This window comes from Micromonospora sp. NPDC047074 (genome assembly GCF_040643815.1).
Taxonomy (GTDB): Bacteria; Actinomycetota; Actinomycetes; order Mycobacteriales; family Micromonosporaceae; genus Micromonospora.
Window position 1 is genome coordinate 21,091 of the sequence record NZ_JBEYVB010000047.1, and the last position, 25,821, is coordinate 46,911.

Sequence of the window (25,821 nt, forward strand, 5' to 3'; positions counted from 1 at the left end):
CGGGCGTGACAGACTGACCGCTGTGTTGCGCTGGTTGACTGCAGGGGAATCGCACGGTCCCGCCCTCGTCGCGATGTTGGAGGGCGTGCCCGCCGGCATCGAGGTGACCACCGGGGAGATCGCCGGCGAGTTGGCCCGACGCCGGCTCGGCTACGGCCGGGGCGCGCGGATGTCGTTCGAGCAGGACGAGGTCGAGATCATCGGCGGGCTCCGGCACGGGGTGACCCTCGGCAGTCCGGTGGCCATCCGGGTCGGCAACTCCGAGTGGCCCAAGTGGCGCACCGTCATGGCCGCCGATCCGGTCGACGCGGAGGAGCTGGCCAGCCAGGCCCGCAACGCGCCGCTCACCCGCCCGCGCCCGGGCCACGCCGACCTGGCCGGCATGCAGAAGTACGGCCACACCGACGCCCGGCCGATCCTGGAGCGGGCCAGCGCGCGGGAGACCGCCGCCCGGGTCGCCGTCGGCACGGTCGCCAAGGCGCTGGTCCGGCAGGCCCTCGGCATCGAGATCGTCTCCCACGTGGTGGAGCTGGGCCCGGTCGCCGCCAAGCCGGGGCTGCGCCCCACCCCCGCCGACGCCGATCGCATCGACGCCGACCCGCTGCGCTGCCTCGATCCCGAGGCCAGCGCCCGGATGGTCGCCGAGGTCGACGCCGCGAAGAAGGCCGCCGACACCCTGGGCGGCGTGGTCGAGGTGCTGGCGTACGGGGTGCCGCCGGGCCTCGGCAGCCACGTGCAGTGGGACCGCAAGCTCGACGCCCGGCTCGCCACCGCGCTGATGTCGATCCAGGCGATCAAGGGCGTGGAGATCGGGGACGGCTGGCAGCAGGCGCGTTCCCGCGGTTCCGAGGCGCACGACGAGATCATCCCCACCGCCACCGGGGTGCGGCGGGTCACCGACCGGGCCGGTGGGCTGGAGGGCGGCATCACCACCGGCGAGCCGCTGCGGGTGAAGGCCGCGATGAAGCCGATCTCGTCGCTGAACCGGGCCCTCGCGACGGTGGACGTCACCACCGGCGAGCCGGCCACCGCGATCAACCAGCGCTCGGACGTCTGCGCGGTGCCCGCCGCCGCCGTCGTCGCCGAGGCGATGGTGGCGCTGGTACTGGCCGAGGCCGCGACCGAGAAGTTCGGCGGCGACTCGGTGGCCGAGATCCGCCGCAACCTGGCCGGCTACCTCGACGAGCTGGTGATCCGGTGAACGCGGGCCCGCGAACGCGGCCCGCGGCCGGCCGGCGGTGCCGCTGATGGCGCCGGTCTGCGTGCTGGTCGGGGCACCCGGCTCCGGCAAGACCACGGTCGGGCTCGTGCTGGCGGAGCTGCTCGGGGTGGAGTTCCGCGACACCGACACCGACATCGAGCAGCTCGCCGGCAAGCCGATCCCGGAGATCTTCATCGACGAGGGCGAGGAGCACTTCCGTGCCCTCGAACGGGCGGCGGTGGCGGCGGGCCTGGCCTCGTGCGCGGGCGTGCTCGCCCTCGGCGGCGGTGCGGTCCTCGCCGAGGAGACCCGCGCCGCCCTGGTCGGTCACCCCGTGGTGCACCTCTCCGTCGAGCTGCCCGACGCCGTGCGACGGGTCGGGCTCGGTGCGGGCCGGCCGCTGCTGGCGATCAACCCGCGGGCGACGCTCAAGCACCTGATGGACCAGCGCCGCCCGCTCTACACCGAGGTGGCCACCGCGACGGTGACCACCGACGGCCGGGCCCCGGAGGAGATCGCCGCCGAGATCGCCGCGCTGCTGCGGCGCTGAGTGGCAGCGGGGCCGTCGAGTGTCACGGCGGCCACGAAGTGGACAGATCCCGCCCGGGACCTGACGGCTGGACTAGGCTGCCCGCGATGGACGAGGTGACCCGAATTCCGGTCGGCGGCGAGCGCCCGTACGACGTGCTGGTGGGACGCGGCCTGCTCGACGCGCTGCCAGGGCTGCTGCCCGACGCGACCCGCGTGGCTGTGCTGCACGCGCCCCCGCTCAAGGAGTTGGCCGACGCGATCGGTGGGCGGCTGCGCGCCGCCGGCGTCGCGCCGCTGCCGATCGAGGTGCCGGACGCCGAGGCGGGCAAGCACATCGAGGTCGCCGCCGCCTGCTGGGACCGGCTGGGCGAGGCCGGGTTCACCCGTACCGACGCGGTGGTGGGCGTCGGCGGCGGCGCGGTGACCGACCTGGCCGGTTTCGTCGCCGCCTGCTGGCTGCGCGGGGTGCGGTGGGTGCCGGTGGCGACGTCGCTGCTGGGCATGGTCGACGCCGCCGTGGGCGGCAAGACCGGGATCAACACCGCCGCCGGTAAGAACCTGGTCGGGGCGTTCCACCCGCCGGTCAGCGTCCTCGCCGACCTGGCGACGCTGGACAGCCTCCCCGCGGCCGACCTCGCCGCCGGCCTGGCCGAGGTGGTCAAGTGCGGGTTCATCGCCGACCCGGCGATCCTCGATCTCGTCGAACGGGATCCGGCTGCGGCCACCGACCCGGCCGGTCCGGTGACCCGCGAGTTGATCGAGCGGGCGATCCGGGTGAAGTCCGACGTGGTCTCGGGTGACCTGCGGGAGTCGGGCGTCCGGGAGGTGCTCAACTACGGTCACACCCTCGCTCACGCCATCGAGAAGGCGGAACGCTACCGCTGGCGGCACGGGCACGCGGTGTCGGTCGGCCTCGTCTACGCCGGCGAGCTCGCCCGGCTGGCCGGCCGGCTGGACGCGCCGACCGCCGAGCGGCACCGCACGGCCATGGCGGCCCTCGGCCTGCCCACCAGCTATCCGGCGGACGCCTGGCCGGGCCTGCTCGCCACGATGCGGGTGGACAAGAAGACCCGGGGCAGCCAGCTGCGTTTCGTGGTGCTCGACGGGCTGGCCCGGCCGGCAATCCTGGAGGGGCCGGGCGACGACCTGCTGGAGGCGGCCTACCGCGAGGTCGCGGCATGAGGGTGTACGTGCTCAACGGCCCGAACCTCGGCCGGCTCGGCACCCGGCAGCCGGACGTCTACGGGGCGACGACCTACGCGGACCTGGTGGCGCTCTGCGAGTCGACGGGGCGGGAGCTGGGCCTGGCCGTGACGGTCCGGCAGACCGACGCCGAGCACGAGCTGCTGGGCTGGCTGCACGCGGCCGCCGACGAGGGCGCCGCAGTGGTGCTCAACCCGGCCGCCTGGTCGCACTATTCGTACGCCGTCAGGGACGCCTGCGCGATGCTGCGCGGGCCGCTGGTCGAGGTGCACATCTCCAACATCCACGCCCGCGAGGAGTTCCGGCACCACTCCGTCGTGTCGGCGGTGGCGACCGGCGTGATCTGCGGCCTCGGCGTCGACGGCTACCGCCTGGCCCTGCACCATCTGGCCGCCCGGGCCCGCTGACGCCCTCGTCCCGCTGACGCCCTCCCGTCCGCCGCGTGGCGACCCCTCGGGCTACGGAAAGTGACACGCGATCCTGTTACTCCGGGTGACTGGCTCCCCGCCGTCGGCGACATGCCTTCCGGACGCTTTGCTCTGCAGCCACATACGCACCAGTGGTGTGAGCTGGGAGGGCGTCGCCACTAGCAGTCGACGGCAGTTTGGAGATCGCGACTGTGCGTGGCTGGTGCGTCCGTGGCTGCAGAGCAAAGGGGGAGTGGGGAGGGGCGTCCGGCGGCGGCCATCGCTATACGCAGGGTGATGGTGGTGGCGGTGTTCGGTCCGGCCGGGGACCGGCAGCCGTCCTCACCGCGCCGGCTGCGTCGGGGCGCCTGCGGGGCAGCGGCAGGCAGCGGCGGGCAGCGGCACTCGACGCAACTAGTAGACTTGCCAGGTCTGTCCGCCAATTGATGATCAAGGCAGGAAATGGCCTCCACCAACGACCTGAAGAACGGCCTGGTACTCAACCTCGACGGAGAGCTCTGGGCCGTCGTCGAGTTCCAGCACGTCAAGCCCGGTAAGGGTGGTGCGTTCGTGCGCACCACGCTGAAGAACGTGCTGTCCGGCAAGGTGGTCGACAAGACCTTCAACGCGGGCACCAAGGTCGAGACCGCGACCGTGGACAAGCGCACCATGCAGTACCTCTACGCCGACGGTGAGGACTACGTCTTCATGGATCTGGAGACGTTCGACCAGATCACCGTGCCGGGTGGCACCGTCGGCGAGGCGGCGAACTACCTGCTGCCCGAGGCCGAGGCGACCGTGGCCACCCACGAGGCCGTCCCGCTCTACATCGAGCTGCCGACCAGCGTCGTGCTGGAGGTCACCTACACCGAGCCGGGCCTGCAGGGCGACCGGTCGACCGGCGGCAACAAGCCGGCCACCGTCGAGACCGGCGCGACCGTGCAGGTGCCGCTGTTCATCACCACCGGCGAGAAGATCAAGGTCGACACCCGCGACGGCCGTTACCTCGGCCGCGCCTGATGGCCGAGGGGCCCAAGCAGCAGATGCCGGCGCGCCGCAAGGCGCGCAAGCGGGCGCTGGACGTGCTCTTCGAGGCCGATCTGCGGGACCGTCCGCCGGTCGAGGTGCTCGCCGGCTACATCGAGCGGATCGAGAAGCCGCGTCCCGAGCACCTGGGATACGCGGTGAGCCTGGTCGAGGGGGTCGCCGCCCACCTCGACCGGATCGACGAGGTGATCGCCAGCTACGCCGAGGGGTGGACGCTGGAGCGGATGCCGGTGGTGGACCGCAACCTCGCCCGGATCGCGGTCTACGAGCTGCTCTACGTCGACGAGATCGACGACGCGGTGGCCATCAGCGAGGCCGTCGAGTTGGCCCGGCAGATGTCGACCGACGACTCGCCGCGCTTCCTCAACGGCATCCTCGGTCGCATCGCCGAGTACGCCACCCGCTGACGCGACGCACGTCACACCCGACGTGCGTCACACCCGACGGTGACCGTCGCGCGGTGGCCGCGACCCGAACGCGCCGAAAGGGCCCGTGCCGGACGGCACGGGCCCTTTCGCGGTGTCGCGAGTCAGCTGGCGAAGAACGCCCGCGGGTCGGCGACCAGCACGCCGTGCTCGGTGAGCCGCTCGATCAGCCCGGACGGCGAGGCGTCGTAGACGATCGCGAGCGCGCGCAGGTCGTCGGCGCGGATGGAGAGCACCCGGCCGTTGTAGTCGCCGCGCTGCTGCTGGATGGCGCGGGCGTAGCGGGCGACGTAGGCCAGGTCCTCGGAGGCCTCGTCGTACAGCCGTTCGAGGTCGAGGACGATCTTGCTGGTGGGCTCGTGGCGTACGCCGCTGCCGTCGGGCAGCAGCTCCGACACGGGAACGCGGTAGAAGTCGGCGAGCTCGGCCAGGCGCGACACCGTGACGGCGCGGTCACCGCGCTCGTACGAGCCGACCACGACCGCCTTCCACCGCCCGTTCGACTTCTCCTCCACCCCCTGCAGGGACAGGCCCTGCTGCTGGCGGATGGAGCGCAGGCGGGCGCCCAGAGACTTGGCGTATTCAGAGGGCATTCGGACACTCCCAGTGCTGCTCGGGTTCTCCCAGCGATCGCTACGGAGCGTGACGGTACGGGGATTGCCACAACTGGTCAAGTGGTCGTGACCTTACCGTTGGGATCACCGGGGGAGATGTCCGCATTTCGCCGGGCTGACCGTGGGGTCAGCGGCCGACGGCGGTCTGCGCGGTGACCACTGGTAACGTGGCGTGAAGCCCCGGTCCGGGCCGCTCGCGGTCCGGCGCCGGCATCCGACGTCCTTTAACGACCCGTCCCGTGAGGCGGGGAAGGAGGTCCGCCGTGGCCTACCCACCTGCTGCCCAGTCCTCGCCGGCGCGACAACCCTCGGTGAAGGTGATCCTGGCCAGCGCCGACGTCCAGCGCGTCGTCGACCGCATCGCCCACCAGATCCTGGAGAAGACCCAGGGCGCCGCGAACACGGTGCTGCTCGGCATCCCCACGCGGGGCGTCCCGCTCGCGCGGCGGCTCGCCGCCCGGATCAGCACCTTCGAGGACGTGACCGTCCCCGTCGGCGTGCTCGACATCACCCTCTACCGCGACGACCTGCGTCGCAACGCCACCCGGGCGGTCGGGCCGACCCAGGTGCCGCCCGCCGGCATCGACGGGAGGCGGGTCGTCCTCGTCGACGACGTGCTCTTCTCGGGCCGTACGGTGCGGGCCGCGCTCGACGCGCTCAACGACGTCGGACGGCCGGCGTCCGTCCAGCTCGCCGTCCTGGTCGACCGCGGCCACCGCGAGCTGCCGATCCGCGCCGACTACGTCGGCAAGAACATCCCGACCTCCCTCGCGGAGAGCGTCAAGGTCACCCTCGCGGAGACCGACGGCGCCGACGAGGTCAGGTTGTACGGGGGTGTCAACCCGTGATCAGGCACCTGCTCTCCGGCGCCGACCTGGACGCCGCCACCGCCACCCAGATCCTGGACACGGCCGCCGAGATGGCCACCGTCGCCGGCCGGGAGGTCAAGAAGCTCCCCGCGCTGCGCGGACGAACCGTGGTCAACCTCTTCTACGAGGACTCCACCCGGACCCGGATCTCGTTCGAGGCGGCGGCGAAGCGGCTCAGCGCCGACGTGCTGAACTTCTCGGCCAAGGGCTCCAGCGTGGCCAAGGGCGAGAGCCTGAAGGACACCGCGCTGACCCTGCAGGCGATGGGGGCCGACGCGGTGGTCGTCCGGCACCCCGCCTCCGGTGCCCCGCACCGGCTCGCCGACTGGGTCGACGGCTCGGTCGTCAACGCCGGCGACGGCACCCACGAGCACCCGACGCAGGCGCTGCTCGACGCGTACACGATGCGGTCCCGGCTGGGGCGGCTGGCCGGCCTGTCGGTGGCGGTGGTCGGGGACGTCCTGCACAGCCGGGTGGCCCGCTCCAACGTGCTGCTGCTGTCCACCCTCGGCGCCAAGGTCACCCTGGTCGGCCCGCCGACCCTGATTCCCGTGCACATCGGCCAGGCGCTCGCGCCCGGCACCGACGTCTCCTACGACCTCGACGCGGTGCTGCCGCAGTCGGACGTGGTGATGATGCTGCGGGTGCAGCGGGAGCGGATGAACGACTCCTACTTCCCGTCGGCCCGCGAGTACACCCGCCGCTACGGTCTGGACGGGCCCCGGATGGGCCGGCTGCCCGAGCACGCGATCGTCATGCACCCCGGCCCGATGAACCGGGGGATGGAGATCACGCCCGAGGTGGCCGACTCGCCCCGCTCCACCATCGTCGAACAGGTCGCCAACGGGGTCTCCGTGCGGATGGCCGTCCTCTACCTGCTGCTCGGGGGGAACAACCGGTGAGCTCGTACCTCATCTCCAACGTCAGCGTCGTCGGCGCCGCGCCGACCGACCTGCTGATCCGCGACGGCGTCGTCGCGGCCGTCGGCGCCGGGCTGACCGCGCCCGACGCGACCGTCGTGGACGGCACCGGGCTGGTCGCCCTGCCCGGCCTCGTCGACCTGCACACCCACCTGCGCGAGCCCGGCCGGGAGGACGCCGAGACCGTCGAGTCCGGCTCCCGGGCGGCGGCGCTCGGCGGCTACACCGCGGTCTGCGCGATGGCCAACACCTCGCCGGTGGCCGACACGGCCGGCGTGGTCGAGCAGGTCTGGCGGCTCGGCCGGGAGGCCGGGCTGGTCGACGTGCAGCCGATCGGGGCGGTCACCGTCGGCCTGGCCGGCGAGCGCCTCGCCGAGCTGGGCGCGATGGCCGACTCGGCGGCCCGGGTGCGGATCTTCTCCGACGACGGGCACTGCGTCGCCGACCCGAAGCTGATGCGCCGGGCGCTGGAGTACGTGAAGGCGTTCGACGGGATCATCGCCCAGCACGCCGAGGAGCCCCGGCTCACCGAGGGCGCGCAGATGCACGAGGGCGAGGTGTCGACCCGGCTCGGCCTGATTGGCTGGCCGGCGGTCGCCGAGGAGGCGATCATCGCCCGGGACGTGCTGCTCGCCGAGCACGTCGGCAGCCGGCTGCACGTGTGCCACGTCTCCACGGCCGGCAGCGTCGAGGTGCTGCGCCAGGCCAAGGCCCGGGGCGTCCGGGTCACCGCCGAGGTGACCCCGCACCACCTGCTGCTCACCGACTCCCGGGCCGAGACCTACGACCCGGTCTTCAAGGTCAACCCGCCGCTGCGGACGGCGGCCGACGTCGCCGCGCTGCGGGCCGCCCTGGCCGAGGGCGTGATCGACATCGTCGCCACCGACCACGCCCCGCACGCGGTGGAGGACAAGGAGTGCGAGTGGGCGTACGCCCGGCCGGGCATGCTCGGCCTGGAGACGGCGCTCTCCATCGCCCTCGACGTGCTCGGCCCGCAGTGGGACCTGATCGCGGAGCGGATGTCGCGCGTCCCGGCCCGGATCGCCGGGCTGGAGGGCCACGGCGTCGACCCCGCGCCCGGCGTGCCGGCCAACCTGACCCTGGTCGATCCGGCCGCCCGCCGCACCATCGAGCCGGCGGAGCTGGCCAGTCGCAGCCGCAACACCCCGTACGCCCGCATGACGCTGCCGGGTCGCATCGTGGCGACCTTCCTGCGTGGCGAGCCGACGGTCCTGGACGGAAAGGCAGTGCTATGACCAAGCGGAGGCCCGCGATCCTCGTACTCGAGGACGGGCGCACCTTCCACGGGGAGGCGTACGGCAGCGTCGGGGAGACCTTCGGCGAGGCGGTCTTCAACACCGGCATGACCGGCTACCAGGAGACCCTGACCGACCCCTCCTACCACCGGCAGGTGGTGGTGCAGACCGCACCGCACATCGGCAACACCGGCGTCAACGGCGAGGACGACGAGTCGGGCCGGATCTGGGTCGCCGGCTACGTGGTCCGCGACCCGGCCCGGATCGGCTCGAACTGGCGCGCCACCGGCGGGCTGGAGGACCGGCTGGCCGCCGAGGGCGTCGTCGGCATCAGCGGCGTGGACACCCGGGCGCTGACCCGGCACCTGCGCGAGCGCGGCGCGATGCGGGTCGGCATCTCCAGCGTCGAGACCGACCCCCGCGCCCTGCTGGCCAGGGTGCGGCAGGCGCCGGAGATGGTCGGCGCGGATCTCTCCGCCGAGGTCACCACCGAGAAGCCGTACGTGGTGGCGGCCGAGGGCGAGCACCGGTTCACGGTCGCCGCCCTGGACCTGGGCATCAAGCGCAACGTGCCGCGCCGGCTCGCCGCCCGCGGGGTCACCACCCACGTGCTGCCGGCCGGCTCCACCATCGACGACCTGCTCGCCACCGGCGCGGACGCGGTCTTCTTCTCGCCCGGCCCGGGCGACCCGGCCACCGCCGACGGCCCGGTCGGGCTGGCCCGGGAGGTGCTCAGCCGGCGGATCCCGCTCTTCGGCATCTGCTTCGGCAGCCAGATCCTCGGTCGGGCGCTCGGCTTCGGCACCTACAAGCTCGGCTACGGCCACCGGGGGATCAACCAGCCGGTGCTCGACCGGGTCACCGGCAAGGTCGAGGTGACCAGCCACAACCACGGCTTCGCCGTCCAGGTGCCGGGCGCCGTGGCCGGCGCGGTCGTCCCCGACCAGGTGATCGAGACCGAGTTCGGGGGCGTGCAGGTGTCACACGTCTGCCTCAATGACAACGTGGTCGAGGGGCTGCGGGCCAAGGACGTGCCCGCCTTCACCGTCCAGTACCACCCGGAGGCGGCGGCCGGCCCGCACGACGCGGACTACCTCTTCGACCGCTTCGCCGAGCTGATCGAGGGCCGGACCCAGAGCGAGGGGCGCACACATGCCTAGACGGACCGATCTCAAGCACATCCTGGTGATCGGCTCCGGGCCGATCGTGATCGGGCAGGCCTGCGAGTTCGACTACTCCGGCACCCAGGCCTGCCGGGTGCTGCGCAGCGAGGGCATCCGGGTCAGCCTGGTCAACTCGAACCCGGCGACGATCATGACGGACCCGGAGTTCGCCGACGCCACGTACGTCGAGCCGATCACCCCGGAGTTCGTCGAGCTGGTCATCGCCAAGGAGCGCCCCGACGCGATCCTGCCCACCCTCGGCGGGCAGACGGCCCTGAACACGGCCGTCGCCCTGCACGAGGCGGGCGTGCTGGAGAAGTACGGCGTCGAGCTGATCGGCGCCGACATCGAGGCGATCAACCGCGGCGAGGACCGGCAGCTGTTCAAGGACATCGTCGCCAAGGCCGGCGTACGCCTGGGTCTCGACGACCCGGCGGGCCTGGTGCCCCGCTCCCGGGTCTGCCACTCGATGACGGAGGTCGAGGCCACGGTCGCCGAGCTGGGCCTGCCGGTGGTGATCCGGCCGTCGTTCACGATGGGCGGCCTCGGTTCCGGCATGGCGCACACCCCGGAGGACCTGGCCCGCATCGCGGGCGACGGGCTGGCCGCCAGCCCCGTGCACGAGGTGCTCATCGAGGAGAGCGTGCTCGGCTGGAAGGAGTACGAGCTCGAACTGATGCGCGACCGGCACGACAACGTCGTGGTGGTCTGCTCGATCGAGAACCTCGACCCGATGGGCGTGCACACCGGCGACAGCGTCACCGTGGCCCCGGCCATGACGCTCACCGACCGGGAGTACCAGCGGCTGCGCGACCTCGGCATCGCGGTGCTGCGCGAGGTCGGTGTGGACACCGGCGGCTGCAACATCCAGTTCGCCGTCAACCCGGCCGACGGCCGGATCGTGGTGATCGAGATGAACCCCCGGGTGTCCCGGTCGTCGGCGCTGGCCTCCAAGGCCACCGGCTTCCCGATCGCGAAGATCGCCGCGAAGCTGGCCATCGGCTACACCCTCGACGAGATCCCCAACGACATCACCCTGAAGACCCCGGCGGCCTTCGAGCCGACCCTGGACTACGTGGTGGTGAAGATCCCCCGGTTCGCGTTCGAGAAGTTCCCGGGCGCCGACCCGGAGCTGACCACGACGATGAAGTCCGTGGGCGAGGCGATGAGCCTGGGCCGCAACTTCAGCGAGGCGCTGAACAAGGCGATGCGGTCGCTGGAGACCAAGGCGGGCGGCTTCTGGACGGTGGCGGACTCCGTCGTCGCCGCCGCGACGGGCGTCGCCCCGGCCGAGGTGACGAAGGAGAACACCCTCGCCGCGCTGCGGGTGCCGCACGACGGCCGGCTCTACACCGTCGAGCGGGCGTTGCGGCTCGGCGCGTCGATCGCCGAGGTCGCCGCCGCGTCCGGCGGGATCGACCCCTGGTTCCTGGACCAGATCGCCGCGCTGGTCGAGCTGCGCGCGGAGATCGTGGACGCCCCGGTGCTCGACGCGGACCTGCTGCGCCGGGCCAAGCGGGCCGGCCTGTCGGACCGGCAGCTGGCCGCGCTGCGCCCGGAGCTGGCCGCCGAGGACGGCGTACGGACGCTGCGGCACCGCCTCGGCGTCCGCCCGGTCTACAAGACGGTGGACACCTGCGCCGCCGAGTTCGAGGCGACCACGCCCTACCACTACTCGACGTACGACCAGGAGACGGAGGTCGTGCCGTCGGCCCGACCGAAGGTGATCATCCTGGGCTCCGGGCCGAACCGGATCGGCCAGGGCATCGAGTTCGACTACTCCTGCGTGCACGCGGTCCAGGCGCTGCGAAGCGCGCCGATCGGCACGGCCGCCGCGTCCGCTGCCGGTGGCGGTGCGTCCGCTGCCGGCGCGGCAGGCGTCGGTGTGTCCGCCTCCGGCGGCGCGGTCGGCAGCGGTGGCGCCGGCTACGAGACCGTCATGGTCAACTGCAACCCGGAAACCGTCTCCACCGACTACGACACCGCCGACCGGCTCTACTTCGAGCCGCTCACCTTCGAGGACGTGCTGGAGGTCTGGCACGCCGAGGACTCCTCCGGGAAGGCGGCCGGCGGGCCGGGCGTGGTCGGGGTGATCGTCCAGCTCGGCGGGCAGACGCCGCTGGGCCTGGCGCAGCGGCTCAAGGACGCGGGCGTGCCGGTCGTCGGCACCTCCCCGGAGTCGATCCACCTGGCCGAGGAGCGGGGCGCGTTCGGGGCGGTGCTGGCCCGGGCCGGCCTGCGCGCGCCGGCGCACGGCACGGCCACCTCGTACGACGACGCGAAGGCGATCGCCGACGAGATCGGCTACCCGGTGCTGGTCCGGCCGTCGTACGTGCTGGGCGGGCGGGGCATGGAGATCGTCTACGACGACGCCACGCTGCGCGACTACATCGGGCGGGCCACGGAGATCTCCCCGGACCACCCGGTGCTGGTCGACCGGTTCCTCGACGACGCCATCGAGATCGACGTGGACGCGCTCTGCGACGCCGACGGCGAGGTCTACCTCGGCGGGGTGATGGAGCACATCGAGGAGGCCGGCATCCACTCCGGCGACTCGTCCTGCGCGCTGCCGCCGATCACCCTGGCCGGCTCGCACGTGGCCCAGGTCCGCCGGTACACCGAGGCGATCGCCCGGGGCGTCGGCGTGCGCGGCCTGCTCAACGTGCAGTACGCGCTGAAGGACGACATGCTCTACGTGCTGGAGGCGAACCCGCGGGCGTCCCGCACGGTGCCGTTCGTCTCCAAGGCGACGGCGGTGCCGCTGGCGAAGGCGGCGGCCCGGATCGCGCTGGGCGCCACCATCGCCGAGCTGCGCGCCGAGGGGATGCTGCCGGCCACCGGGGACGGTGGCTCGTTGCCGGCCGGCGCCCCGATCGCGGTCAAGGAGGCGGTGCTGCCGTTCAAGCGGTTCCGCACCCCCACCGGCAAGGGCGTGGACTCGCTGCTCGGCCCGGAGATGAAGTCCACGGGCGAGGTGATGGGCATCGACACCGCCTTCGGGCCCGCGTTCGCCAAGTCGCAGTCGGCCGCGTACGGCTCGCTGCCGACCGGCGGGAAGATCTTCGTCTCGGTCGCCAACCGGGACAAGCGCGGCATGATCTTCCCGGTGAAGCGCCTGGCCGACCTCGGCTTCGAGATCGTGGCCACCACCGGTACGGCGGAGGTGCTGCGCCGGCACGGCATCGCGTGCGAGCAGATCCGCAAGCACTACGAGTCGGGCGGCGGCGAGGACGCGGTGTCGCTGATCCTCGGCGGCGACGTGGCGCTGGTGATCAACACTCCGCAGGGCTCGGGAGCGAGCGCCCGCTCGGACGGCTACGAGATCCGCAGCGCCGCCGTCACGGCGGACCTGCCGTGCATCACCACGGTGCCGGGCGCTGCGGCGGCGGTGATGGGCATCGAGGCGCTGATCCGGGGCGACATGCAGGTCCGCCCGCTCCAGGAGCTACACGCCGCCCTCCGGGCCGCCGAATGACCCCCCACCCCCACCCCTACGCGTTGATCATGACGTTGGCGGCGGCCGGCACGGCGTGTCGCAGCGGTAACTCCATGATCAACGAGGGTGGCCGAACGTGATCTTCGAGCGGGTGGTCCGGCCGGGGTTGTTCCGGATCGGGGGCGGGGACGCCGAGGCCGCGCACGAGTGGACGCTGCACAGGCTGGCGGCGTTGTCCGGGCGGCCCGCGGCGTTGGCCGTGCTGCGGGCCCGGTACGCCGTGCGCGCCCCGCGCACCGTGTTCGGCGTCGAGTTCCCCAACCCGGTCGGGCTCGCCGCCGGGATGGACAAGGACGGCGTGGCACTGCCGGCCTGGCCCGCGCTGGGCTTCGGCTTCGTCGAGGTCGGTACGGTCACCGCGCGTCCGCAGCCGGGCAACCCCCGGCCCCGGCTGTTCCGGCTGCCGGCCAGCGAGGCGGTGGTCAACCGGATGGGCTTCAACAACGCCGGTGCCGAGGCCCTCGCGGCCCGGCTCACGGCGCTGCCCCGCCCGATCGGGGTGCCGCTGGGCATCTCGCTGGGCAAGTCCAAGGTGACCCCGCTGGACGAGGCGGTGGCGGACTACCTCGCCTCGTACCGTGCGCTGCGCGAACACGGCGACTACTTCGCGGTCAACGTCTCCTCGCCGAACACCCCGGGGCTGCGCTCTCTGCAGGACCGGGCGCACCTGGACGCCATCCTGGCGGCGCTGGTGGGGGAGAAGCCGGTGCTGGTGAAGATCGCTCCGGACCTCAGCCTGCCGGCGATCGCCGAGTTGCTGGAGGTCTGCCTGGACCGGGGTGCCGCCGGGGTGATCGCCACCAACACCACGCTCAGCCGCGACAACCTCGCCCCGCCCGACCGGGCGCGCGGCGCGGAGACCGGCGGCCTCTCCGGCCGGCCGCTCGCCGACCGGGCCCGCGAGGTGGTCGCCTTCGTACATCAGGAGGCCGGCGGCCGGCTGCCGGTGATCGGGGTCGGGGGCATCGTCGACCCGGACGCCGCCGCGCGGATGTTCGACGCGGGCGCCGCCCTGGTCCAGCTCTACACGGGTTTCATCTACCGGGGCCCGACGCTGGTCCGCGCCGCCGCCCACGCCACCCTCCCGTCCCCCACCCCGTGACCCCGTCGGCCCCGCCCGCTCCGCCGCCCCGCACTCCCGACCCTTCCCGCGATCTTGCACTTTCTGCCCCGACGTATCGCCCTTAACGGGCATGTCGCGGGCCGCAAGTGCAAGATCGCCGGGGCCGGGGCCGGGGCCGGGGCCGGGGCCGGGGCCGGGGCCGGGGGCGGGGGCGGGGATGGGGTAGGGGGTCGGGCGGGAGCAGAGGTTTGGGCTGGGGCGGGGGAGAGAAGGGGGTGGGGCAGGTGACGCCGGAGGAGATCCTGGCCGTGGACCGGGCGCATGTCTGGCATCCGTACGGGGCGCTGCCGCCGGCCAGTCCGCCCTACGTGGTGGACGGCGCCGAGGGCGTACGGCTGCGGCTGGCCGACGGCCGGGAGCTGGTCGACGGGATGTCGTCGTGGTGGGCGGCGATCCACGGCTACCGGCATCCGGTGCTCGACGCGGCGGTGACCGACCAACTCGGCCGGATGAGCCACGTGATGTTCGGCGGGCTCACGCACGAGCCGGCGGTGCGCCTGGCGGCCACCCTGGTCGAGCTGGCGCCGGACGGGCTGGAGCACGTCTTCCTGGCCGACTCCGGCTCGGTCGGTGTCGAGGTGGCGATCAAGATGTGCCTCCAGTACCAGCGGTCGATTGGCCGGCCGCAGCGTCGCCGGCTGGGCACCTGGCGGGGTGGCTACCACGGCGACACGTTCCACCCGATGAGCGTCTGCGACCCGGAGGGCGGCATGCACCACCTCTGGGGCGACGTGCTGCCCCGGCAGGTCTTCGCTCCCGTGCCGCCGGGCGGCTTCGACACGCCGCCGGACCCGGCCTACGAGGCGGCCCTGGTCGAGGCGGTCGAGCGGCACGCCCACGAGTTGGCCGCCGTCGTCGTGGAGCCGGTGGTCCAGGGCGCCGGCGGGATGCGCTTCCACCACCCGCACTACCTGCGGGTGCTGCGCGAGGTGACCCGGGCGCACGGGGTGCTGCTGATCTTCGACGAGATCGCCACCGGCTTCGGCCGCACGGGCGCCATGTTCGCCGCCGAGCACGCCGGGGTGGCGCCCGACGTGATGTGCGTGGGCAAGGCGCTCACCGGGGGGTACCTGACGCTGGCCGCGACGCTCTGCACGGCGGAGGTCGCCCGGGGCATCTCGGCCGCCGGGGTCCTGGCGCACGGCCCGACGTTCATGGGCAACCCGCTCGCCTGCGCGGTCGCCAACGCCTCTCTCGGCCTGCTGCGCGCCGGGGACTGGGCCGGGCGGGTGGCGGGGGTGCAGGCGGGGCTGCGGGCGGGGCTGGAGCCGTTGCGCGGCGCGCCGGGGGTGGCCGACGTGCGGGTGCTCGGCGCGATCGGGGTGGTCCAGCTCGACCACGAGGTGGACCTGCCGGCCGCCACCGCCGCCGCGGTCGCCGAGGGGGTCTGGCTGCGGCCGTTCCGCGACCTGGTCTACACCATGCCGCCGTACGTCACCGCGGACGCGGACCTGGCCCGGATCGCCGCCGGGGTCGCCGCCGCGGTGCGGGCGGGCTGAGCCGCCAGGTCGCCGTCGCACCGGCGGCGGACCGAGCCCGCCGGTCACGCTCCGGCGGGAGTACGCGGGCGGCGCGCCGCCCGACCGACGAGATGCTCCGGTGGTGGACGCCCCGGGGCGCCGAGGAGAGGGAGACAACCGGATGGAGAGCTTCGGAGCCCGCCTGCACCGGGCCGTGGCCGAGCGGGGACCGCTCTGCGTCGGCATCGACCCGCACCCCGGGCTGCTGGCCCGCTGGGGGCTCGACGACGACATCCGGGGGCTTGACCGGTTCGCCCGGACGGTCACGGAAGCCCTCGGTGACCGGGTCGCGGTGGTCAAGCCACAGTCGGCCTTTTTCGAGCGGTTCGGCTCGAAAGGTATGGCGATTCTAGAGTCAACTATCCGACAGTTACGCGAAGCGGGCTCACTCGTTCTGCTCGACGTCAAGCGCGGGGACATCGGCTCCACGGTCGCCGCGTACGCCTCCGCGTACCTCGACCCATCCAGCCCCGTCCATGTCGACGCGGTGACCGCCAGCCCGTATCTCGGCGTCGGCGCGCTCGCGCCGATGTTCGATCTGGCCGCCGAGCACGGGGGTGGAGTGTTCGTTCTGGCGCTCACCTCGAACCCCGAGGGCGCCTCGGTGCAGCGGGCCCGTACGGCCGACGGGCGCACCGTGGCGCAGGCCGTAATCGACGAGATTTCCCAGCTCAACGCGGGTGCGCAGCCGCTCGGCAGCGTCGGGCTGGTGGTCGGCGCCACCATCGGTGACACGGGTCACGACCTGTCCGCGGTGAACGGCCCGCTGCTCGCCCCGGGCCTCGGCGCGCAGGGCGCCACCGCGGCGGATCTCCGCGTCGTCTTCGGCTCCAGCCTGCCCGCCGTGCTGCCCTCGTACTCGCGCGAGGTGCTGGGCGCGGGCCCGGATCCCGAGGCGCTGCGGAGGGCCGCCGACCGGGCGTTGAGCGACTGCCGGGCGGCCCTCGCCGGCAACTGACTGACTGACGGCTCGGTCACTTTGCGGTGATCATCGCGCGCCCACGTTGCCGAATGCGTCGTTGACCGCTAGTTTTCCCCGCGCTGGGAACCACGGACCCCTTGGTTCACAGCGACACCACGTTTCACAGATGCGGCGGCGCGTCCCGCCCGTCGCGATAGGGACCTGAGGAGAACTGGTGCCGCTCCCGTCACTGACCCCCGAACAGCGCGCTGCCGCGCTGGAGAAGGCCGCGGAGATCCGCAAGGCCCGTGCTGAGCTGAAGGAGCAGCTCAAGCAGGGCAAGACCACCCTCGGAGCCGTCCTCGAGCGTGCCGAGTCCGACGACGTCGTCGGCAAGCTCAAGGTCTCCGCTGTGCTGCAGGCGATGCCGGGTATCGGCAAGATCCGGGCCACCCAGATCATGGAGCGGCTCAAGATCGCCGACAGCCGTCGCCTGCGTGGCCTCGGCGAGCAGCAGCGCAAGGCACTGCTTGGAGAGTTCGCCGCCAACTGAGACTGGCTGCGTGTAGAAACAAGCAGTGAGCACGGATGACGAGGCGCGCCCGGCGGCTCGGCTCACTGTCCTGGCGGGGCCTTCGGGCTCCGGCACGGAGAGTGTCGTCGAGCGCGTCCGGGCGCGTTCGCCGTCCGTCTGGATTCCGGTGCCGGCCACCACGCGCCCCCGCAGGGAGCGCGAGTTGGACGGCGTCGACCGGCTCTTCCTGTCCCCGGCCGAGTTCGACCGGATGGTCGCCGCCGGGGAGCTGCTGGAGTGGAGCCGGGCGGGGCCGCACCGACGCGGCACCCCCCTCGCACCGCTGCGCTCCCGGCTCGACGCCGGTCAGCCGGTGCTTGTCGGTCTCGACCTGTCCGGCGCGCTGCTGGCCCGGGCGGCACTGCCCGACGCCCGGCTGGTGCTGTTGCATCCCCCCGGGGTCGTGCCCCCGCCGGCCGTCCTGGCCGTCTTCGCCCACACCCTCGCGCACGACCTGACCGGGCGGGTCGTCGACGAGCTGGTAGGCTTGTCCGGTTCTTCTTTCCTGGCTCCGGCGCCACCGCACCTGCGCGGTTGACCGCCAGCACCGCCCAGCGGTGCGATAGACGCAGAGGTTAATTCGTGGGATCCATCGCAAACCCCGAAGGCATCACCAACCCGCCGATCGACGAGCTCCTCGAGAAGACGACCTCGAAGTACGCGCTGGTCATCTTCGCCGCCAAGCGCGCGCGCCAGGTCAACGCCTACTACAGCCAGCTCGGTGAGGGCCTGCTGGAGTACGTCGGCCCGCTGGTCGAGACCACGCCGCAGGAGAAGCCGCTCTCCATCGCCATGCGCGAGATCAACGCGGGCCTGCTCACCGCCGAGCCGACCGACCAGCCGTAATCCGCCGCGCGCCGATGTCCCCCCGGATCGTCCTCGGGGTCGGCGGTGGCATCGCCGCCTACAAGGCGTGTGAGCTGCTGCGACTCTTCACCGAGTCGGGCCACCAGGTCCGAGTCGTGCCGACGGCGTCGGCGCTCCGCTTCGTCGGGGCCCCGACCTGGGCCGCGCTCTCCGGTCAGCCGGTCGCCGACGACGTCTGGTCCGACGTGCACGAGGTCCCGCACGTCCGGCTCGGCCAGCAGGCCGACCTCGTCGTGGTCGCGCCGGCCACCGCCGACCTGCTGGCCAAGGCCGCCCACGGCCTCGCCGACGACCTGCTCACCAACACGTTGCTGACCGCCCGGTGCCCGGTGGTGCTGGCCCCGGCCATGCACACCGAGATGTGGGAGCACCCGGCCACCGTCGCCAACGTCGCGACGCTGCGGTCCCGGGGCGTGCGGGTCGTCGAACCAGCCGTCGGCCGGCTCACCGGCGCGGACACGGGCAAGGGCCGGCTGCCCGACCCGGCGGAGATCTTCGCGGTCGCCCGCCGGGCGCTGGCCCGGGGCGTCGCGGCTCCCGCCGACCTGGCCGGGCGGCACGTGGTGGTGACGGCGGGCGGCACCCGCGAGCCCCTCGACCCGGTCCGTTTCCTCGGCAACCGCTCCTCGGGCAAGCAGGGCTACGCCTTCGCCCGCTGCGCGGTGGCCCGGGGCGCCCGGGTCACCCTGGTCGCGGCCAACGTCTCGTTGCCCGATCCCGCCGGCGTCGACGTGGTCCGGGTCGGTACCACGATCGAGCTGCACGACGCCACGCTGGCGGCGGCCGCCGACGCCGACGCGCTGGTGATGGCGGCGGCTCCGGCCGATTTCCGTCCCGCCACCTACGCGCCTGGCAAAATCAAGAAGTCGGACGACGGCAGCGCGCCCACCATCGAGCTCGTCACCAATCCGGACATCGCGGCCGAGTTCGGCCGGCGCCGTCGACCCGAGCAGGTGCTGGTGGTGTTCGCCGCGGAGACGGGCGACGCCGAGGCCAACGGCCGGGCCAAACTCGCCCGCAAGCGGGCGGACCTCGTCGTCGTCAACGAGGTCGGGCCCGACAAGGTCTTCGGCGCCGACACCAACGTGGCGACCGTCATCGGCACGGACGGTTCGGTCAACCGGATGCCCGAGCAGTCGAAGGAGGACCTCGCCGACGGCGTCTGGGATCTCGTGGTCGCCCGGTTGCCTGGCCGTTCCTGACGGCTGGAACCGGGCACGACCGAAGGGGCCCGGCTCTGACGCGGATGATTACACTGCCGCGGAACGACTTCCACAATTTAGGAGTGCCGTGACACGCCGCCTCTTCACTTCCGAATCGGTCACGGAAGGCCACCCGGACAAGATCGCCGACCAGATCAGCGATGGAATTCTCGACGCCCTGCTCGCCGAAGACCCGCGTAGCCGCGTCGCGGTGGAGACCCTGATCACCACCGGTCAGGTGCACATCGCGGGCGAGGTGACCACCAAGGCGTACGCCGACATCCCCACCATCGTCCGCCGGACCATCCTCGACATCGGCTACGACTCCTCGAAGAAGGGCTTCGACGGCGCCTCCTGCGGCGTCAGCGTCTCCATCGGCGCGCAGTCGGAGGACATCGCGCAGGGCGTCGACAACGCCTTCGAGCTGCGTACCGGGGCGTCGGAGAGCGCCCTGGACGCGCAGGGCGCCGGCGACCAGGGCATGATGTTCGGCTTCGCCTGCTCCGAGACACCCGAGCTGATGCCGCTGCCGATCGCGCTGGCGCACCGGCTGTCCCGGCGGCTCTCCCAGGTGCGCAAGGACGGCACGGTCCCCTACCTGCGCCCCGACGGCAAGACCCAGGTCACGATCGAGTACGAGGGGCTGCGCCCCGTCCGGCTCAACACGGTTGTCGTCTCCAGCCAGCACGCGGCGGACATCTCGCTCGAATCGCTGCTCACCCCCGACGTGCGTGAGCACGTCATCGCCCCGGAGCTGGAGAGCCTCGGCCTGGACACCGAGGGCTACCGGCTGCTGGTCAACCCGACCGGCCGGTTCGAGATCGGCGGGCCGATGGGCGACGCCGGCCTGACCGGTCGCAAGATCATCGTGGACACCTACGGCGGCTACGCCCGGCACGGCGGCGGCGCGTTCTCCGGCAAGGACCCGTCGAAGGTCGACCGCTCGGCGGCGTACGCGACGCGTTGGGTGGCCAAGAACGTGGTCGCCGCCGGCCTGGCCGAGCGGTGCGAGGTCCAGGTCGCGTACGCGATCGGCAAGGCCCACCCGGTCAGCCTCTTCGTCGAGACGTTCGGCACCGAGACCGTGCCGGTCGCCTCGATCGAGAAGGCCGTCTCCGAGGTCTTCGACCTGCGGCCGGCCGCCATCATCCGGGACCTCAACCTGCTCCGTCCGATCTATCAGCAGACCGCCGCCTACGGCCACTTCGGCCGGGAGCTGCCGGATCTGACCTGGGAGAACACCGACCGGGCCGCCGACCTCAAGTCGGCCGCGGGAGCCTGACCGGCACCAGGCGCAGCGACCGGCGACCCGCGGACGGGTCGCCGGTCGCTCGTGTCTGCGTCGACGTGCCCCTGGCCCACCTGGACCGCCCGTTCGACTACCTCGTCCCGGCCGAACTGGACGCCGACGCCGTCCCCGGGGTCCGGGTGAAGGTCCGCTTCGCGGGGCAGCTCGTCGACGGCTGGCTGCTGGAGCGGGCCGACGACTCGGGGCACACCGGCCGGCTGGCGTACCTGGAGAAGGTCGTCTCGCCCGAGCCGGTCCTCGCGCCGGAGGTCGCCCGGTTGGCCCGGGCGGTCGCCGACCGCTACGCCGGCAGCCTCGCCGACGTGCTCCGCCTCGCCGTGCCGCCCCGGCACGCCCGGGTGGAGAAGGACGTCCGTGCCCGGGCCGCCGCCGCGCCCGGCGAGGAGAGCACCGCCGGCGACGCCACCCCCGCCCCCGCCGGCAGCACCACCATGCCCGACGGCCTCGCCACCACGCCCGACGGCAGCGCCACCACATCCGATGGCGACACGCCCGACGGCAGCACCACCACGCCCGACGGCGGCGGTGACGCGCGCGAGATCACCCCCGCCGCGTCCCACGGTGCCGCCCCGCCGGGCTCCGCTCCGGTGCTCGTGCCCGGTCGGGAGGCCTGGCGGGACTACCCCGCCGGGCCGGCCCTGCTCCGGGCGCTCGCCGACGGACGGGCCCCCCGGGCGGTCTGGTCCGCGTTGCCGGGGGCGGACTGGCCGGCCCGGTACGCCGAGGCCGTCGCCGCCACGGTCGCCGGCGGCCGGGGCGCGGTGGTGGTGGTCGCCGACAACCGCGACCTGGACCGCCTCGACGCGGCCCTGAGCGACGCCCTGGGCCCGGGGCGGCACGTCTGTCTCTCCGCCGCGCTCGGCCCCGCCCGGCGCTACCGGGCGTTCCTCGCCGCCCGGCGCGGCGACGTGCCCGTGGTGGCGGGCACCCGGGCCGCGATGTTCGCGCCGGTGGCCCGGCTCGGCCTGGTGGCGATCTGGGACGACGGCGACGACCTGCACGCCGAGCCCCGGGCCCCCTACCCGCACGCCCGGGAGGTGCTGCTCACCCGCGCCCAGCTCGGCGACGCCGCGGCCCTGGTGGGCGGGTACACGCGCACGGCGGAGGCGCAACTGCTGGTGGAGACCGGGTGGGCCCGCGAGGTGACGGCGGACCGGGCGACCGTCCGGGCCCGGATGCCGGCGATCGCGCCCACCGGCGACGACCCGCAACTGGCCCGGGATCCCGGGGCGGCCACCGCCCGGCTGCCCAGCCTGGCCTGGACGACCGCCCGGGAGGCGCTCCGGGCCGACCTGCCGGTGCTGGTGCAGGTGCCCCGCCGGGGTTACCTGCCCTCGGTGGCCTGCGCCGAGTGCCGCACCCCGGCCCGGTGCCCGCACTGCGCCGGGCCGCTCGCGCTGCCGTCGGCCGAGGGCATCCCGGCCTGCCGCTGGTGCGGGCGGGTCGCCGCCGCGTACGCCTGCCCGGAGTGCGGCGGGCGGCGGCTGCGCGCCTCCGTCACCGGTGCCCGCCGCACCGCCGAGGAACTGGGCCGGGCCTTTCCCGGCGTGCCGGTACGCACCTCCGGCCGGGAGGAGGTGCTGGCCGGCGTCCCGGACGGCGCCGGCCTGGTCATCGCCACCCCCGGCGCCGAGCCCGTCGCCGAGGGGGGCGGCTTCGGCGCGGTGCTGCTGCTCGACTCGTGGGCCCTGCTCACCCGGGCCGACCTGCGGGCGGGGGAGGAGGCGCTGCGCCGGTGGCTGGCGGCCGCCGCGCTGGCCCGGCCCGCCTCCGCCGGTGGCAGGGTGGTGGTGGTCGCCGACGGCGCACTCGCCCCGGTGCAGGCGCTGCTGCGCTGGGACGCCGGCTGGTTCGCGGCCCGGGAACTGGCCGAGCGGCGGGAGCTGGGCTTCCCGCCGGCGGTGCGGATGGCCAGCGTGACCGGCCCGCCGGCGGCGGTGGCCGACCTGCTGGCCGAGGCCCGGCTGCCGGCGGAGGCCGAGCTGCTCGGGCCGGTGCCGGCCGACGGGGAACGGGAGCGGATGCTGGTCCGGGTGCCCCGGTCCCGGGCCGCCGCGCTGGCGGGGGCGCTGCACTCGGCGGCGGGGGTGCGCACCGCCCGGAAGGCGGCCGACCCGGTCCGCCTCCAGGTCGACCCCTTGAGCCTCTTCTGACGGCGTCGCCGCCGGCCGCCCACGGGTCCAGGTGCCGGGCCGCCGTCACGGCCCCGTCGGCCGGCCCACGGTCGGACGCCGTGTCCGCCGGGAGGCCGCCGGACGGGTGATAGCATCGCCCGTCATGCCCGGGCGCACGGATCGCGCGACGATGGCGGGAGCGCGTCGGTTCGGCGCGATGACGATGATGCCCAAACAGCCGGTGATCAGGGGTGAACCAGTCGTGACCGTTCGTCAGTCGATCGTCTTCAACGGTGACCTCGGCAGCGGCAAGAGCACCGTCTCCGTGGAGATCGCCGAGCGGCTCGGCCTGCGCCGGGTCAGCGTCGGCGACCTCTACCGCCAGATGGCGCAGGAGCGGCAGATGACCGCGCTCCAGCTCAACCTGCACGCCGAGCTGGACCAGGCCGTCGACGGCTACGTCGACCAGCTCCAGCGGGACATCGCCGCCTCGGGCGAGCGGCTGATCATGGACTCCCGGCTGGCCTGGCACTTCTTCACCGACGCGCTCAAGGTGCACATGATCACCGAGCCGGGCGAGGCCGCCCGCCGGGTGCTCGCCCGCCCCTCCGGCCCGGCCGAGAGCTACGCGTCCCTGGACGAGGCCAAGGCCAAGCTGCGGGAACGCAGCGAGAGCGAGCGGGGCCGGTTCATCGTCCGCTACGGGGTGGACAAGGCCCGGCTGCGCAACTACGACCTGATCTGCGACACCACCCGCGCCTCGGCCGCCGAGGTCATCGCGCACATCGTCGACGCGTACGAGGGGCGGCTGTGCGCGGACGTGCTGCGCGACGCCCCGCCGCTGCTGCTGCTCGACCCGGCCCGGGTCTACCCGACCGAGGACGTCACCCACCTGCGCGACGTGTGGGAGTCGGAGTTCGTCGGCGAGGTCGCCGCCGCCGGTGACGAGGCGCTGGAGCCCCTGCGGATCGGCTACACCGGGGAGTACTTCTTCGTCGTCGACGGGCACCGCCGGCTCAGCGCCGCCCTGCAGAGCGGTTTCCGCCTGGTGCCGGCCCAACTCGTCGCCGAGGTGGACGAGCCGGTGGTCGGCGGGATGAGCGCGGTGGACTACTTCGCCGCCCAGGCCCGGCCCGGTCTGATCCACGACTGGGAGGCCGCCCACGGCATCGAGCTGCCGCTGCCCGAGCACGCCCTGCTCGCCGGCGACGCGGTGCTGGCCGGGGAACCGGGCACCGCCTGACCCGTACGCCCGCAACCCGGCCCCCGCCGTGACCGTCGACACGCAACCGTGGGCACCGCGACCCGGTACGCCGGCCGGGGCGGCTCCCGGCACTCCGTAGACTGGTACCGCACCAGTCCGCCCGCCGAAGGAGCCATGCCGAGTGACCGTCCAGCCCATCCGTCTGTTCGGGGATCCGGTGCTGCGCACGCCGGCCGATCCGGTGGTCGACTTCGATGTCGAGCTGCGCAAGCTCATCGCCGACCTGACCGACACGATGCGCGAGCAGAACGGCGCCGGCCTCGCCGCGCCGCAGCTCGGTGTGGGCCTGCGGGTGTTCACCTTCGACGTCGACGACGTGGTGGGCCACCTGGTCAACCCGGTGCTGGAGTTTCCGGACTCCGAGGAACAGGACGGCCCCGAGGGCTGCCTGTCCATCCCGGGCCTCTACTTCGACACCAAGCGCCGGCAGAACGTCGTCGCCAAGGGCTTCAACGGCTACGGCGACCCGATGCAGATCGTCGGCACGGGGCTGATGGCCCGCTGCGTGCAGCACGAGACCGACCACCTCGACGGGGTGCTCTTCGTGGACCGGCTGGACCCGGCCGGGCGCAAGGAGGCGATGAAGGCGATCCGGCAGGCGGAGTGGTACGACCCGGCGGCCCCGCCGATGGTGAAGCTCAACCCGCACGCCTCCAGCAGCCCCTTCGGACTGGGTCGGTGAGCCCGTGCGCGTGATCTTCGCCGGCACGCCGGCCGTCGCCGTTCCCGCCCTGGCCGCCGTGGCCGCCTCCCGCCACGAGCTGGTCGCCGTGGTCACCCGGCCGGACGCACCCGCCGGGCGCGGCCGCGGGCTGTCCCGCTCCCCGGTCGGCGCGTGGGCCGACGAGCACGGGATCGAGGTGCTCACCCCCGCCCGACCCCGAGAGCCGGAGTTCCTCGACCGGCTGCGCCAGCTCGCCCCGGACTGCGTCCCCGTGGTCGCCTACGGCGCGCTGGTGCCGCCGGCCGCCCTGGAGATTCCCCGCCACGGCTGGGTGAACCTGCACTTCTCGCTGCTGCCCGCCTGGCGCGGGGCCGCGCCCGTGCAGCACGGCGTGCTGCACGGCGACGAGCTGGCCGGGGCGAGCGTGTTCCAGTTGGAGGAGGGGCTGGACACCGGCCCGGTCTACGGCACGCTGACCGACGAGATCCGCCCCACCGACACGTCCGGTGACCTGCTGGAGCGGCTGGCCCACTCCGGCGCCGGCCTGCTGGTGGCCGTCCTCGACGCGATCGACGACGGCACCGCCCGGGCCGAGCCGCAGCCCGCCGACGGGGTGTCGCTGGCGCCGAAGCTGACCGTCGACGACGCCCGGGTGCGCTGGTCGGATCCCGCCTTCGCGGTGGACCGGCGGGTGCGGGCGTGCACGCCGGCCCCCGGCCCGTGGACGACGTTCCGGGGCGAGCGGGTCAAGCTCGGTCCGGTCACCCCGGTGCCCGACGGCCCCGAGCTGAAGCCGGGCGAACTGCTGGTGGAGAAGTCCCGGGTGCTGGCGGGCACGGCCACGGCCCCGGTGCGGCTCGGCGAGGTCCGGGCGGCGGGCAAGCGGGCGATGCCGGCGACCGACTGGGCGCGGGGCGTCCGGGTCACGGCGGGGGAGGAACTCGCGTGACGGGCCCGGAGCGGCCCACGGGCGACAGGCACGCCGCCGACCGACGCGGCGAGCGGTCCGGTGGCGGTGAGCGGTTCGGGGGCCGTGAGCGGTCCGGCGGCGAGCGGTTCGGTGGCGAGCGGTTCGGTGGCGGCGACCGGTTCGGTGGCGGCGGTCGCGGCGAGCGTCCCTCGGGCGGCCAGCGCGGCGACCGGCCGGCGCG

At 73.7% G+C, this 25,821-nt stretch carries 25 protein-coding genes; 24 read left to right on the forward strand and 1 reads right to left on the reverse strand.

Annotated features, from left to right (window positions below; translation table 11 throughout):
- The first annotated feature begins 22 nt into the window (after positions 1 to 22).
- From aroC to nusB, 6 genes are all read left to right on the forward strand, one after another.
- The gene (gene aroC, locus ABZ809_RS30985) at positions 23 to 1,201 is read left to right on the forward strand and encodes a chorismate synthase (RefSeq protein ID WP_357566178.1); all 1,179 of its coding nucleotides are present in this window, start codon (positions 23 to 25) and stop codon (positions 1,199 to 1,201) included.
- A gap of 46 nt (positions 1,202 to 1,247) precedes the next feature.
- Entirely contained in the window at positions 1,248 to 1,751 is a 504-nt protein-coding gene (locus tag ABZ809_RS30990) for a shikimate kinase (protein ID WP_357566179.1), read from the forward strand.
- An 86-nt stretch (positions 1,752 to 1,837) separates the two neighbouring features.
- Positions 1,838 to 2,914 carry a 3-dehydroquinate synthase gene (aroB, locus tag ABZ809_RS30995; RefSeq protein ID WP_357566180.1) on the forward strand — a complete coding sequence of 359 codons (1,077 nt, stop codon included), beginning with the start codon at positions 1,838 to 1,840 and terminating at the stop codon, positions 2,912 to 2,914.
- On the forward strand, positions 2,911 to 3,342 hold the full coding sequence (gene aroQ / locus ABZ809_RS31000; RefSeq protein WP_357566181.1) for a type II 3-dehydroquinate dehydratase: 432 nt from the start codon (positions 2,911 to 2,913) through the stop codon (positions 3,340 to 3,342). Before aroB ends, aroQ begins: the two co-directional genes overlap by 4 nt.
- A gap of 462 nt (positions 3,343 to 3,804) precedes the next feature.
- Entirely contained in the window at positions 3,805 to 4,362 is a 558-nt protein-coding gene (gene efp, locus ABZ809_RS31005; protein WP_357566182.1) for an elongation factor P, read from the forward strand.
- 23 nt (positions 4,363 to 4,385) lie between these two features.
- Positions 4,386 to 4,796, forward strand: a complete 411-nt coding sequence (gene nusB, locus ABZ809_RS31010; protein ID WP_357566201.1) for a transcription antitermination factor NusB — start codon at positions 4,386 to 4,388, stop codon at positions 4,794 to 4,796.
- Positions 4,797 to 4,918: 122 nt separating this feature from the next.
- On the opposite strand, the gene ABZ809_RS31015 is transcribed toward nusB, so the two are convergent.
- Positions 4,919 to 5,407: a helix-turn-helix domain-containing protein gene (locus ABZ809_RS31015; protein WP_013285505.1), complete on the reverse strand. Its 489-nt coding sequence runs from the start codon at positions 5,405 to 5,407 to the stop codon at positions 4,919 to 4,921.
- A gap of 284 nt (positions 5,408 to 5,691) precedes the next feature.
- Between ABZ809_RS31015 and pyrR the strand changes: the two genes are divergently transcribed.
- The 18 genes from pyrR to ABZ809_RS31105 form a co-directional block, all read left to right on the forward strand.
- Entirely contained in the window at positions 5,692 to 6,276 is a 585-nt protein-coding gene (gene pyrR, locus ABZ809_RS31020) for a bifunctional pyr operon transcriptional regulator/uracil phosphoribosyltransferase PyrR (protein ID WP_357566183.1), read from the forward strand.
- Complete coding sequence (locus ABZ809_RS31025) at positions 6,273 to 7,199, forward strand: aspartate carbamoyltransferase catalytic subunit (RefSeq protein ID WP_357566184.1); 927 nt, start codon at positions 6,273 to 6,275, stop codon at positions 7,197 to 7,199. The genes pyrR and ABZ809_RS31025 overlap by 4 nt, the downstream gene beginning before the upstream one ends.
- Positions 7,196 to 8,473, forward strand: a complete 1,278-nt coding sequence (locus ABZ809_RS31030; protein ID WP_357566185.1) for a dihydroorotase — start codon at positions 7,196 to 7,198, stop codon at positions 8,471 to 8,473. Before ABZ809_RS31025 ends, ABZ809_RS31030 begins: the two co-directional genes overlap by 4 nt.
- Positions 8,470 to 9,633 (forward strand): glutamine-hydrolyzing carbamoyl-phosphate synthase small subunit, encoded by a 1,164-nt coding sequence (gene carA / locus ABZ809_RS31035; protein WP_357566186.1) that lies wholly within the window; start codon positions 8,470 to 8,472, stop codon positions 9,631 to 9,633. Before ABZ809_RS31030 ends, carA begins: the two co-directional genes overlap by 4 nt.
- Positions 9,626 to 13,111: a carbamoyl-phosphate synthase large subunit gene (gene carB / locus ABZ809_RS31040; protein WP_357566187.1), complete on the forward strand. Its 3,486-nt coding sequence runs from the start codon at positions 9,626 to 9,628 to the stop codon at positions 13,109 to 13,111. Before carA ends, carB begins: the two co-directional genes overlap by 8 nt.
- Before the next feature lie 97 nt (positions 13,112 to 13,208).
- Positions 13,209 to 14,234, forward strand: coding sequence for a quinone-dependent dihydroorotate dehydrogenase (locus ABZ809_RS31045; protein WP_357566188.1), 1,026 nt, complete (start codon positions 13,209 to 13,211; stop codon positions 14,232 to 14,234).
- A 245-nt stretch (positions 14,235 to 14,479) separates the two neighbouring features.
- Positions 14,480 to 15,754 carry an adenosylmethionine--8-amino-7-oxononanoate transaminase gene (locus ABZ809_RS31050; protein ID WP_357566202.1) on the forward strand — a complete coding sequence of 425 codons (1,275 nt, stop codon included), beginning with the start codon at positions 14,480 to 14,482 and terminating at the stop codon, positions 15,752 to 15,754.
- Positions 15,755 to 15,896: 142 nt separating this feature from the next.
- A complete protein-coding gene (gene pyrF, locus ABZ809_RS31055) occupies positions 15,897 to 16,733 on the forward strand; it encodes an orotidine-5'-phosphate decarboxylase (protein WP_357566189.1) in 837 nt (278 codons plus the stop codon).
- 178 nt (positions 16,734 to 16,911) lie between these two features.
- Positions 16,912 to 17,229, forward strand: coding sequence for an integration host factor, actinobacterial type (mihF, locus tag ABZ809_RS31060; protein WP_350924709.1), 318 nt, complete (start codon positions 16,912 to 16,914; stop codon positions 17,227 to 17,229).
- 25 nt (positions 17,230 to 17,254) lie between these two features.
- Positions 17,255 to 17,788, forward strand: a complete 534-nt coding sequence (locus ABZ809_RS31065) for a guanylate kinase (RefSeq protein ID WP_357566190.1) — start codon at positions 17,255 to 17,257, stop codon at positions 17,786 to 17,788.
- A 44-nt stretch (positions 17,789 to 17,832) separates the two neighbouring features.
- Positions 17,833 to 18,096, forward strand: coding sequence for a DNA-directed RNA polymerase subunit omega (rpoZ, locus tag ABZ809_RS31070; protein WP_007075826.1), 264 nt, complete (start codon positions 17,833 to 17,835; stop codon positions 18,094 to 18,096).
- A 14-nt stretch (positions 18,097 to 18,110) separates the two neighbouring features.
- Positions 18,111 to 19,319 carry a bifunctional phosphopantothenoylcysteine decarboxylase/phosphopantothenate--cysteine ligase CoaBC gene (gene coaBC / locus ABZ809_RS31075; protein ID WP_357566191.1) on the forward strand — a complete coding sequence of 403 codons (1,209 nt, stop codon included), beginning with the start codon at positions 18,111 to 18,113 and terminating at the stop codon, positions 19,317 to 19,319.
- Between the two features lie 88 nt (positions 19,320 to 19,407).
- On the forward strand, positions 19,408 to 20,601 hold the full coding sequence (metK, locus tag ABZ809_RS31080) for a methionine adenosyltransferase (RefSeq protein WP_357566192.1): 1,194 nt from the start codon (positions 19,408 to 19,410) through the stop codon (positions 20,599 to 20,601).
- Positions 20,602 to 20,666: 65 nt separating this feature from the next.
- Entirely contained in the window at positions 20,667 to 22,781 is a 2,115-nt protein-coding gene (locus tag ABZ809_RS31085) for a primosomal protein N' (RefSeq protein ID WP_357566193.1), read from the forward strand.
- A gap of 223 nt (positions 22,782 to 23,004) precedes the next feature.
- Positions 23,005 to 23,985 (forward strand): AAA family ATPase, encoded by a 981-nt coding sequence (locus tag ABZ809_RS31090; protein ID WP_357566194.1) that lies wholly within the window; start codon positions 23,005 to 23,007, stop codon positions 23,983 to 23,985.
- Between the two features lie 142 nt (positions 23,986 to 24,127).
- Complete coding sequence (gene def, locus ABZ809_RS31095; RefSeq protein WP_357566195.1) at positions 24,128 to 24,688, forward strand: peptide deformylase; 561 nt, start codon at positions 24,128 to 24,130, stop codon at positions 24,686 to 24,688.
- A gap of 4 nt (positions 24,689 to 24,692) precedes the next feature.
- Positions 24,693 to 25,619 carry a methionyl-tRNA formyltransferase gene (fmt, locus tag ABZ809_RS31100; protein ID WP_357566196.1) on the forward strand — a complete coding sequence of 309 codons (927 nt, stop codon included), beginning with the start codon at positions 24,693 to 24,695 and terminating at the stop codon, positions 25,617 to 25,619.
- Positions 25,616 to 25,821: hypothetical protein (locus ABZ809_RS31105; RefSeq protein WP_357566197.1), on the forward strand; the 206-nt coding region annotated here is incomplete at its 3' end. The genes fmt and ABZ809_RS31105, both read left to right, overlap by 4 nt.

Bases quoted from the DNA above. Each gene is read 5' to 3' on its own strand.
- ABZ809_RS30990 (WP_357566179.1), top strand. From the start codon at position 1,248: ATGGCGCCGGTCTGCGTGCTGGTCGGGGCACCCGGCTCCGGCAAGACC.
- aroB (WP_357566180.1), top strand. From the start codon at position 1,838: ATGGACGAGGTGACCCGAATTCCGGTCGGCGGCGAGCGCCCGTACGAC.
- aroQ (WP_357566181.1), top strand. From the start codon at position 2,911: ATGAGGGTGTACGTGCTCAACGGCCCGAACCTCGGCCGGCTCGGCACC.
- efp (WP_357566182.1), top strand. From the start codon at position 3,805: ATGGCCTCCACCAACGACCTGAAGAACGGCCTGGTACTCAACCTCGAC.
- nusB (WP_357566201.1), top strand. From the start codon at position 4,386: ATGCCGGCGCGCCGCAAGGCGCGCAAGCGGGCGCTGGACGTGCTCTTC.
- ABZ809_RS31015 (WP_013285505.1), bottom strand. From the start codon at position 5,407: ATGCCCTCTGAATACGCCAAGTCTCTGGGCGCCCGCCTGCGCTCCATC.
- carA (WP_357566186.1), top strand. From the start codon at position 8,470: ATGACCAAGCGGAGGCCCGCGATCCTCGTACTCGAGGACGGGCGCACC.
- carB (WP_357566187.1), top strand. From the start codon at position 9,626: ATGCCTAGACGGACCGATCTCAAGCACATCCTGGTGATCGGCTCCGGG.
- pyrF (WP_357566189.1), top strand. From the start codon at position 15,897: ATGGAGAGCTTCGGAGCCCGCCTGCACCGGGCCGTGGCCGAGCGGGGA.
- coaBC (WP_357566191.1), top strand. From the start codon at position 18,111: ATGTCCCCCCGGATCGTCCTCGGGGTCGGCGGTGGCATCGCCGCCTAC.